This window comes from Aquiflexum sp. (assembly GCF_041749095.1).
Taxonomy (GTDB): domain Bacteria; phylum Bacteroidota; class Bacteroidia; order Cytophagales; family Cyclobacteriaceae; genus Aquiflexum.
In genome coordinates this window covers 1-10,744 of the sequence record NZ_JBGTCA010000274.1, presented here as the reverse complement: position 1 = coordinate 10,744, position 10,744 = coordinate 1, and the positions used below count along the sequence as shown (strand labels likewise).

10 protein-coding genes are annotated in these 10,744 nt (G+C 44.5%); 3 read left to right on the top strand and 7 right to left on the bottom strand.

Annotated features, from left to right (window positions below; genetic code table 11):
* The 3 genes from ACEW8O_RS13005 to ACEW8O_RS12995 form a co-directional block, all read left to right on the top strand.
* Window positions 1-567, top strand: a 567-nt coding sequence (locus tag ACEW8O_RS13005; protein WP_373495057.1) for a hypothetical protein, incomplete at its 5' end; no start/stop codon positions are given.
* Window positions 564-1,646 carry a DUF3179 domain-containing protein gene (locus ACEW8O_RS13000; protein WP_373495056.1) on the top strand — a complete coding sequence of 361 codons (1,083 nt, stop codon included), beginning with the start codon at window positions 564-566 and terminating at the stop codon, window positions 1,644-1,646. The genes ACEW8O_RS13005 and ACEW8O_RS13000, both read left to right, overlap by 4 nt.
* A 12-nt stretch (window positions 1,647-1,658) precedes the next feature.
* Window positions 1,659-2,402: a flavodoxin family protein gene (locus ACEW8O_RS12995; RefSeq protein ID WP_373495055.1), complete on the top strand. Its 744-nt coding sequence runs from the start codon at window positions 1,659-1,661 to the stop codon at window positions 2,400-2,402.
* A gap of 33 nt (window positions 2,403-2,435) precedes the next feature.
* Here ACEW8O_RS12995 and ACEW8O_RS12990 read toward each other — a convergent pair whose 3' ends face one another.
* From ACEW8O_RS12990 to ACEW8O_RS12960, 7 genes are all read right to left on the bottom strand, one after another.
* Window positions 2,436-3,122, bottom strand: a complete 687-nt coding sequence (locus tag ACEW8O_RS12990; protein ID WP_373495054.1) for a haloacid dehalogenase type II — start codon at window positions 3,120-3,122, stop codon at window positions 2,436-2,438.
* Window positions 3,123-3,357: 235 nt separating this feature from the next.
* On the bottom strand, window positions 3,358-3,873 hold the full coding sequence (locus tag ACEW8O_RS12985; protein WP_373495053.1) for a DinB family protein: 516 nt from the start codon (window positions 3,871-3,873) through the stop codon (window positions 3,358-3,360).
* 215 nt (window positions 3,874-4,088) lie between these two features.
* On the bottom strand, window positions 4,089-5,462 hold the full coding sequence (locus tag ACEW8O_RS12980; RefSeq protein ID WP_373495052.1) for a TolC family protein: 1,374 nt from the start codon (window positions 5,460-5,462) through the stop codon (window positions 4,089-4,091).
* Window positions 5,463-5,467: 5 nt separating this feature from the next.
* Entirely contained in the window at window positions 5,468-6,553 is a 1,086-nt protein-coding gene (locus ACEW8O_RS12975) for an efflux RND transporter periplasmic adaptor subunit (protein WP_373495051.1), read from the bottom strand.
* Window positions 6,550-9,708 (bottom strand): efflux RND transporter permease subunit, encoded by a 3,159-nt coding sequence (locus ACEW8O_RS12970; RefSeq protein WP_373495050.1) that lies wholly within the window; start codon window positions 9,706-9,708, stop codon window positions 6,550-6,552. The genes ACEW8O_RS12975 and ACEW8O_RS12970 overlap by 4 nt, the downstream gene beginning before the upstream one ends.
* 133 nt (window positions 9,709-9,841) lie before the next feature.
* On the bottom strand, window positions 9,842-10,234 hold the full coding sequence (locus ACEW8O_RS12965) for a hypothetical protein (protein ID WP_373495049.1): 393 nt from the start codon (window positions 10,232-10,234) through the stop codon (window positions 9,842-9,844).
* Window positions 10,235-10,443: 209 nt separating this feature from the next.
* Window positions 10,444-10,744, bottom strand: a 301-nt coding sequence (locus tag ACEW8O_RS12960) for an ADP-ribosylglycohydrolase family protein (protein ID WP_373495048.1), incomplete at its 5' end; no start/stop codon positions are given.

Here is a 10,744-nt window from a genome sequence, read left to right as displayed (position 1 = left end):
GTCGGAGCAGGTCCAAAACTGCCCACAGGACGGACAGACTTTTTAAATAATAACGGGCTGACCTTGCAGGCAGATATGCAGCCCGGTTCAGGATCTTTGGACGGTATGTTCTGGACATTTTTTCAAAAATCCCAATTCCCGGTACAAAACATGAGCATGGTGTTTGTTTCCACGTTTAGGAAATCAGGTAAAAACAGGAATTATAACGGTAGTCAGGTCTATCGGTTTGGAGACGAATTTCAGGCCAATTTAGGCCTGAATTACAATTTTTTAATCCATTGGCCCATGGATGTTTTCTTTTTTGGAAGATATAGGACGCAGTCAGTGGATTTGATAGATGACAGTGTTTTTCCCGGATCGGGGGGAAAGTGGGTATATGCAGTGCCCGGCTTCAATGTCAGTTTTACACCGGATCTGTCTTTGCGTGGATCCATAGATTTGCCGGTTTACAGAAACCTTTACGGTTCACAGCTGACCACAACCTATCGATATACCATGGCACTTTTCTTCAATCTGAATCCAAGGAAAAATAAAATCAGTAATACTATAAAATTCAGTGAGTTATGAAAAGATACACATTCAAATATCCATTATCCATACTATTGGGAATGCTAATCCTGATGAGTTGTGATAGTGATCGAAATCCAAGAGACAGTAACGACAATTCCGGGGAATGGCTGATTCCACGAGATCAGGTGTTTGACGGTGGACCCGGCAAGGATGGGATTCCGGCCCTGACCAACCCTGAACTTATTCAGGCCCCCGCAGCTACTTACCTCAATGACAATGACCTGATATTGGGTTTTGTCAATGGAGGTGACGCCAGGGCCTACCCCCATAAAATACTCGACTGGCATGAGATCATCAATGATGATTTGGGCAATGTGTCAGTTTCGGTGATCTACTGTCCGCTTACCGGAACCGGTATAGGATGGGACAGAAACCTTTCAGCAGGAAAAACCACATTTGGAGTTTCCGGATTGCTTTATAATACCAATGTCATTCCCTATGACAGGAAAACAGACACCAATTGGTCCCAACTGGCCTTGCTGGCAGTCAATGGACAATTGGTAGGGGAAAGTCCTACGGTCATCAATCTGGTGGAGACCACTTGGAAAACGTGGAAGGAAATGTATCCGCAGACCCGGGTAGTTTCCACTAATACAGGCCATAACAGAAACTATCAGCAATTTCCATACGGTGATTACAAGACCAATAACAACGCCATATTCTTTCCGGTAAGCAGGTCAGACAACAGACTGCCGGCAAAGGAAAGGGTTTTGGCAGTCATAGCGGACAACAAAACCAAAGCTTACAGCATCAACCTGTTCGGTGAAAATCACATGCTGATTGAAGATGAATTTGCGGGATCGGATCTGGTGATTATCGGTAATAAAAACAAAAACTTTATCGTAGCATTTCAAAAAAGACTGCAGAATGGCACTCCTGTGGAGCTGAGCTTAGTGGACAACGGGGGACCCGTTATATTGGAAGATGCATCAGGAAACAGATTTGATGTTTTTGGAAATGTTGTTCAGGGGCCAAAACAGGGACAAAAACTCCAGACCATTTCCCAGATGATGGGCTATTGGTTTGCTTGGGCTCCATTTTATGAAAGCTTGGATATTTTTGAACCTCAAAATTAAAACCTTACGCAAATGAGATTTAAACTGAACAAAATCCAACAAAAGTGGAATGAGTCCAACAAGACAGATTTCTCTGACCTGAAAGCGGTTTTTCTGAACTGTACCCTAAAAAAATCCCCAGAACTTTCCCATACGGAAGGCCTGTTGGGGATGTCTCAGACCATCATGGAAGCCAATGGTGTCTCTACCGAACTGATCCGGGTAGTCGATTATGAGGTGGCTTATGGCGTGCAATTGGATATGACAGAACATGGTTGGGATAAAGATGATTGGCCCGCTATTCAGGAAAAAGTGATGGCAGCTAATATCCTGGTAATAGGCACACCAATATGGCTGGGAGAAAAATCCTCCATTGCGACCAAGGTAATAGAAAGGCTTTATGGTTTTTCGGGAGAACTGAATAAGGAAGGGCAATATGCCTATTATGGAAAAGCAGGTGGCTGCCTTATTACCGGAAATGAAGATGGGGTGAAGCATTGCGCTATGAATATCCTTTATAGCCTGCAACATTTGGGTTATACCATTCCTCCACAAGCGGATGCAGGATGGATAGGGGAGGCAGGCCCGGGACCAAGCTACCTGGACGAAGGAAGCGGAGGATTGGAAAATGAATTCACAACACGAAACACCACCTTTATGGCATGGAACCTGATGCATTTGGCATTTATGCTGAAAAACGGTTTTCCTGCCCATGGCAATATCCGTTCGGAATGGGACAAAAGTGACCATGACCATCCCAATCCGGAATACAGATGATCCAATCTACTTGATATTGGAGATATTTATCCTTCAGACCCCAAAATGAGTCATTAATTTTTCTGCTGCCCCAATGATTGTATCAGCTATAATCAATGGCTTCTTTTCCAAAGGATACCAAAACATTCCCGGTCTGGAAATAAAACAACCCTGTAATCCGACCCTTTGTGCTCCTGTGATATCCCAGGCATGGCAGGCTACCATCATGGCGTCGGAGGCCGGGATATCCATCTGCCGGAGCACATTCAGATAGGTCAGGCCATGGGGCTTATAATGCCTAACGCTTTCCACACTGAAGGTCTGTTCAAAAAAAGGTTCCAATCCCGAAAATTGTAATTGTTCCTCAGCCACCTCCATAGTGCCATTGGTCAGGGCGACCAGTCTAAATTCTGATTCCTGTAACATTCGAAGGCCCTCGATGACATCGGTATGAGGGGGTAATTTTTTTATCCAACTGAGTAAATCCTTAATTTCATCCTGTGTAATGTGGACATGATGTTTTTCAGCCAACATTTGAATGGCGGCCTTTCCAATTGTACCAAAATCCTGAAAATGTTCCGTGGTGGTTTCAACCAAGGAATATTGAAGCAATTGTGAAAACCAAGAATCAAAAGCAGTGTCATTTTGAAAAGCATTGTTGATAGCGGTTTTCAGTGGACTTAAATCCAAAAGGGTTTCATTGACATCAAATATCAAAAGTTTAGGTTTATTGATCTTCATAAGCTATAATATTTTTATTTAATGTTTATCCGCTTCTTTGCCAGTAACCCAATATACTACTTTAAACAAGTTGGAAGTCCGAAGTCGGAAGTCGGAAGTCCGATGGACTGGATATTTCAGTTTCCTGGTGGTAATTCAATATAATTCCCATTTTACTGGCATCATTGCATATATACATGTTTTATTTTTTCCCTATCACTTTTTTAATTTAACTCCATTATAAGATTAATACGGATTACCAACCTACATAGGGAGGAGCTTTTACACCTGCCATTCTGAGGTAAACTATGCATTGCCCCCGGTGGTGGACCTGATGGTCACGCAGCAGGTAAAAAATATTTTCTTTGCTCATCTCCAGCCTGCGGAACTCGATGGCCTCATTCAGATCACTTGTAGAAATTTCCGCAATCAGTTTCCCTACATAGTTGTTTGCATTTTCTAAGATATAGATAATCTCATCCTTGTTTAACTCTTCTGCTTTGGTCCGGTCATAAAAAGTTTTGGATTCGCCGGAAATCAAACGCGTGAGAAAACTGATATTGTCCACGATATGGAGCAACTGTCCTCCAAAAGTCATGGCACTGGTTTCAGGTTTGAAATGATAGTTTTCTTCAGGCATAGCTTTCGCTACATCCAGCGTGTATTCAGTTGCCCTATGCCAAACATGGGGATATTGGGAGTTAAAGTAGGTTTGTGCCTTTAATGGAAAGTAAAAGCCCAATAATAAAAAAAGACAGATTGTATTTTTCATCAGTTTTAGGTGTTGCATGGTTATAACTTTTCCAAAGTTAGATAAAACAAAGGAGTTGAATTAGAAACCCGTATTAAACTTTGGAAAAGTTAATTTGATCCCATGGATTTAACTTTTCCAAAGTTGGATAAATGAAAGGAGCAGAATGAGGGGCCCGTGATGGTCTTTGGAAAAGTTCATTTGATTCCATCGACTGGTTAATTTTAATTTATTTCTTACAAATTGTTTCCCACGGCTACCAGGAGCGCAAATTGTGCTTGATTATATTCACTTACCGACCTTAGGTAGTCCAATTGGGCCTGAAGGAAAAACTGCTGGGCTTGGAAGACTTCAAAGGGTTTGGCTGTGCCGATTTCCTGTCTTTTTATGCTCTGGTCCAATGCCCTGGAGGCCAGTTCCAAACCTTCTTTCGCATCTTTCACCTGCTCTCTGCCCCAATAAATCTCCTTGCCCGCAAGCAGGACTTCCTGATTGATTTTGGCTTTGAATGTATCCCTTTCCAATTCCTTGAGTGCCATCCGGCTGTCTGCCTGCTTTATTTCTCCGCCATAAAAAAGCCTGCCAAGAGGGATTTTCCATTGTAAGTTTGCCATTAGAAATTGGGTGGGATAAAGCTGCCTGGTTTCGGGAAATTGGTCGGGAAACATGGCTTCCACTTCCCCTCTTAGACCTCCAAAATAAGAAGTATAGGTTCCCACTTCCAGGTGCGGAAGCCAAAGTCCTTTGGTCAGTCTGTGCTTTTGCTGGACAGTGGCCTCATATTCAGCATCCACGGCCTTGAGTTCAGGCCTTTTAGCAAAAGCTTCATCAAGAAGTACAGGATAGTCCATATTTCCGAAGCTGACCCAATCCGCTGACATCCCCTCCAACTGGATAGGCATCAATACCGTGTCGGCAGCCACAGGTAGAATCCCATAGTCTAGGTTTAATATCTCAGCCAGTTTGCTGGATTTCTCTATGGAGTTTTTCCGGGCTTGGGTTAAGTTGACTTTTAAGTGTCTGGCATTGCTTTGAGCCATCAGCAGCTCCGATTCATAAAGCATTCCGGCTTCTACCTGGACAGCTATTTGATTGCTTATTACTTCGGCCTGGGTGTGAAGAAGGGTATAGGCACTGAGTTCCTGCTGGGCCAAAAGCAGGGCATAATAAGTTTTGATCGACTGAAGGATGGACTGGTTTCTGGCAGCAGTACTTTGGAATGCTGCTGCTTCCATTTGCAATCTGGCTGATTTGGGAAGGTAAACTGCCTCGGAAAAATCCCATTGGGCCTGTAGGCCTATGCCAGCCCATAGGTTTTCGGCATTGACATCGAGGAAAAAACGCCCATCGGCATTCATGGCAGCTCCCCAGAGTTGGAAAGTGCTGACTCCTCCATAAAGCTCCGGTACCCACCATTCTTTGGCCAGGGTATAGTTGGCCTGAGCGAGGGAAATCTGCTCTTGGTATCTTTGGATGGTCAGATTGCCTGTCTGCATCTGCTGCATGACTGCTTCCAGGGTGATTGGAAATTGTTTTTCCTGGGCATTGGCAGTAAAAACAATCCAACTTCCCCAAATAAGCATCAGTGATTGTTTGATTGAATAGCGCATGGTTTTCATAAGTCCGATTTTAATTGGGTTGCAACAGTCTGTCCTTCGCTCACCAGGCTTTTGCCTGAGATGATAACCTGGGAGTCCTTCGATATTTCGGTATTCAAAACCTCAAAATAGTCCTGATTCCTCAATCCGGTTTTCACCTGTATTCTCTTGACTGTCCCGGCATCCACTACAAGGACATAATCCTCGTTTTTATGACTGATTTTGGTCATTACCGGTAAGGACAGGATATTTTCCCTGCTCTCAATTTTCAATAAGGCCTTGGCATACATGCCCGAAATTATTTTTCCATCCTTGTTTTCCAGATCAATTTCCACTTGCATGGTTTTGGATTTGGGATCAAGGGCCCTGGATGTTCGGCTTATCTTTGCCATCCATGATTGACCGGACAATTCCGGAAAAGACACTTCCACCTCCATTCCTGATCGAAGACCCACAGCATCTGACTCCGGTACAGGAAGGGTCAGTCGGATGGGATTGATTTCCTGGATTTCAAACAAGGCCTGTGGGTTACTTTGATTCAATCCGCTTTGTATCAAGGCTCCTTTGTCCACAAAGCGTTTGGTGATGATGCCCGTAAAAGGAGCCCGGATGGTCAGAAAGGATAATTGTTTTTTTACCGCTTCGAGGTTAGCCAATAAAGCAAAGTATTCCGCCTCTGCATTCTCAAGCATTTGGATATTGGTCAGTGCGGGAGTTTTTTCAAAGGTGGATTGTAGTCTGTCAAAATTGGCTTTTTTAGCTTTGGTTTCGGCTTCCAGTCGTAGCTGTTTTTGTTCCAGTTCGGGGTTTTCCAATACAGCCAACGTTTCTCCCTGACGTACCTGATCGCCGATGTCTTTGCGCATCTGTATCAGCATGCCGGCTTCCATGGCGTGGACGGTGACCACCTGATTGGGGCGGGCAGTACCTGTGATCAAGACCTCAGCGGTAAAGGATCGTTGCTGTGGACTCACCACTTCTACTTTTTGGGTTTTTTCTTGCCTTTCTGTTTGATCGGCTTCATTTTTTTCCCTGTCACAGGAAATCAAAAGGGAGAGCAGTAAAGCGAATACTGGTTTTGATCGTATGATGATGGATTTCATGATTTTTGTGTTTTAGTTTGAGCAGTCTCTTGGGTAGAAAGGAGAGAATAAAAAATCGGGATCAGATAAAGGGTAATCAAGGTTGCCATAAAGGTCCCGCCTATCACGGCAATGGCCAAGGGTACATTGGCTTCGGAACCCGCGCCCGTTGCCAATGCCGTGGGAAGCAAGCCAAATATGGTGGTGGTTGCGGTCATCAGCACGGGACGGAACCTGTCAGAAGCACCTTCAATGATGGCTTGCTTTATCTGCTTGCCTTCATTGATCAGGGAATTGATCCGGTCAACAAGGATGTTTCCATAGGAAACTGAAATTCCCACCATCATGATGATCCCCATGATGGACTGAATGCTCAGACTTGTACCTGTAAGCCACATCAGCAAACCAACCCCGATCAGACCAAAGGGAAAGGCACAAATGATGATCAGCGGTTTTCTGAAAGAGCGGAATAAGGGGGTTATGATCAGAAAGGATAAAATACCTGCCAATGCCAGGCCTAAACCCAGCCCGCCAAAGGATTCTTTGATGATGGCCACTTCTCCGTCAAAACTGACTTCGTACCCGGCTGGAATATCTATTTGATCAATAATGGATTGGATTTCATCAGATACCCGGCCTATATCTTTTCCTTCTACATTTGCATAGACATTAAATGCCCGGGTCAGATTGTGGTGGTTGATTTCCACGGGATTGGTACCATCCGTTATTTTGGAGAAATTCCGGAAAGGGATAGTATGGTCTGACAACGAACTGTTAACCCCTACATTTTCAAGTACAAAGCGGCTGTCAATTTCACTTTCGGGGTAAGTCACCCCAACGAAATAATGGTTACCGTTGCGTTCGTCAATCCAGAAGGCCTTTTCGTAGGTCACGGAGGAATTGAGTGCGGAGACCATATTTTTGATGGCTTCCACAGGTTCTACACCCAACTCCGCCGCTTTGACCCGGTCAATGTCTATATTTTTGGCAGGTTGGTCAATCCGCTGCAAAACCCGCACATCACGGGTAGCCTCTAGGCTTGCTACAGTATCCCGGATCTGCTCTGATAATTTCCGCAAGACTTCCAGATCATTTCCTTTGATCTGCACATCGATAGGTGCCGGTTTGCCTTCATTCAACGCTGCTGTGATCATTCCCCCTGTATTGAAGCTCAGCTCCACTCCAGGGAAATTTTCAGAAAGTTTTTCCCTAAGCCTGGAAGCATATACAAAGGTGCTGGTCTGATGGGATTCCTTTAGCTGTATGCCGATAAAGGCATCCTGTGTTCCTGAATTCGGTGTATAGGCGGCAGGCAAATCATAGAAGACACCGATATTGGCAAAAAGCTGTTCCAGATCATCTCCTGTTTCTTCCCGGATGAGCTGCTCCATTTTTGCGATGCTTTCATTGGCATCTTCCAGACGTGTGCCTGATTCCATCCGTACCGTGATCTCCATTTGTCCCACATCAGACTGGGGAAATAATTCATAGCCCAAGTTGCTGATCAAATAGACAGAAGCGGCCAATAATAGGATGGAAAACGTCAGGATGGGCCATCTGTACTTCAGGGTATTGGAAAGACTGTTTTGATAGCGGATTCCCAATCTGCCGATAAAGCGCTGGAAAAATTCCAGTGCTTTTCCTTTGGATGGTTTGCTTTTGGAGCTTTGGGTGTCCTTTTCATGTCCTGCTGACCTTTTGGGCTTGTTTCTGAAGAAATATGCAGCCATGACTGGAATCAGTGTAAGGGCAAAAATATAGGAGCCAATCATGGCGCCTGCTACTGTGATCGCCAAGGGGGAGAAAAGAAACTTGGTGATTCCTGTGAGGAACAATACCGGGAAAAATACCACGATGATGACCAAAGTGGAAGCCAAAACGGGATTGGCAACTTCCAAGGCAGCATCTTTGGCAGCAGCATAGGAGTCTTTTCCCATGCTCAAATGGCGGTCAATATTTTCCAATACCACAATGGAGTTGTCCACCAATAGCCCCAAAACCAAAGCCAGGCCTCCTAAGGTGATGCTGTTGACAGCTTGCCCGGTGATGTAAAGCATGATGAAGGCGAACAAAATCGACAGAGGCAAACTGATCGCTACAATCAGGGAAGAGCGGAAATTTCCCAGAAAAAGTATCAGGACAATCACTACCAACACCAATCCGCCCAGACCTGCCTGCTGTAATCCTGAGATGGAATTTCGCACATAAGAGGATTGGTCAAAGATAACATTGAGCCTGACGTCCTCAGGCATGCGTTCTTTTAAGCCAGGCAAGGCTTTTTTTACTGCTTCTACAGAAGCGATGGTGTTGGCTCCAGGACGTTTGAATATGGGCAGGTAAACCTGTTCTTTGCCATCTACCCTTGCGATATTGGTCTGTATGGCAGAGGCGTCTTTGGTTTGCCCAATATCCTTGATGTAAATGGGGTTGCCGTTTTTGTAGGTAATCACAATGTCATCAAAATCCGCTACATCTATGATCAGCCCTTTGGCATCAATCCCATAATTGACCTTACCGATATTGGCCACTCCGGAAGGGATCATGGTGGTGTTTTTTTGGATGGCTTCCATTACCTGTGTTTGGGAAATTCCCAAAGCCTCCATTTTGTCAGGTTCAACATAGACGTACACCATCCTCAAGGAACCGCCATAAGCGGCGGGAGCCACTATGCCCGGCACACCGCTCAACATCTGACGGAGGTTGAGGTAGGCCACATCATACAGGTCCTTGCCGCTTCTGTTTTCGCTGCTTACCGTGAGCAGCATCAGAGGCTTGGATGCCGTAGGATCAAATGGCTGAATCATAGGGGGCATGGTGCCAGGTGGCTGATAATACATGTCACTGACCGCATAGGAGGAAGAATTTGCCATGGCTTCTGCCGGGTCAATGTCTTCCCCATAAAAATTGGTAACAATACTGACTCCCATAATGCTTTTGGAAAGCTGTTTTTCGATACCGGGAGATTGACCTGTCCAGCGCTCCATGCGGCTGGTTATGTCTTTTTCCACCACTTCCGCCGGCATTCCGGGGTACAGTGTGATGATCTGCATGGCTGATTTTTTGAATTGAGGAAGGATGTCCACCGGCATTCTTGGTATAAGCACGACCGATAATACACCCACAACCAATGCCAAAACCAGCACCAGGTAGGGGTTTTTGAAGGATAAATTGATCATTGTCCTTTGTCTTTAAGGATTATGAAAATTGAAGAATGATATGGTCCTATTCAGGAAGAGTAGGACAAGGCCCGTTTCAGAAGAGGCATAGGTTTCCTATGACCGCAGGATTTGGCAGGCCTTAGAATAAAAATTAAGACAAAGGGGGAGCACGAAGGGGACAGTCAGCCAAAAGTGTGGCTGACCTGCACTTGGGATCAGGAGGCAATAAGACATTTTCCTGAGGGGTTTCAACTAAGATTAAATCAAAGTATAAGATTGCAAAAATTAAAGGACTGAAATTATTTAATACGGTTTCGTTTAAATTCTCTTGGTAATCATCTGTGATCAAGTAAATGTGTTCACAATCCATAGGAGGCCATAAAGCCGAATTTGTTCCCTGATACATTCTTCGCAATTCACAGGGGCTAGGACCCTCATCCGGATCGTGGTCATGACCAAAAGGATGGGCTGTACACACCAGTTGCCAAGGGAAAAAACCAATCCCCAAAGTGAAAAGCAACAGTATGGTCCTGAATTGACGCATGTGGTAAAGTTAAGAAAAATTAGGTGAAGGAAGAAACCTGCCAGGTTTTTGTGCTTTATATACAAAGGTTAACAGTTTAATGGATAAAAAACCTGGCAGGTTTTGGCCCATTCCATAATTTGACAACGTAGGAATAATCCTTTCTCTAAAAAATGAAAACAGAGCCAGACTTTAAAAATAACTAAACGGGATACTGCTGATCATCATTATTATTCAGGATATACGCTTGCTGTGAAGTTTCTGGCCACCTGCTCGAGATCCAGATCAAGCTGTTCTTTGGAAACCTTGATTACCTGTTGTCTTTCTTTTTGGGGTAATCTCTCAAAGCCATAGTAGGCCCCAAGTATAGCTCCGGCCAAAGCTGCAGTCGTATCGTTATCCCTTCCGTAGTTGGTCAGGAATATCAGGGTTTTCATAAAATCAAAGTCAGAAATAATCATAGCTGTAAATACCTGAATGGATATTTCCCCAGCATGGAACGGCATGTCCTGCAGGTTTTCATCCAAAAGT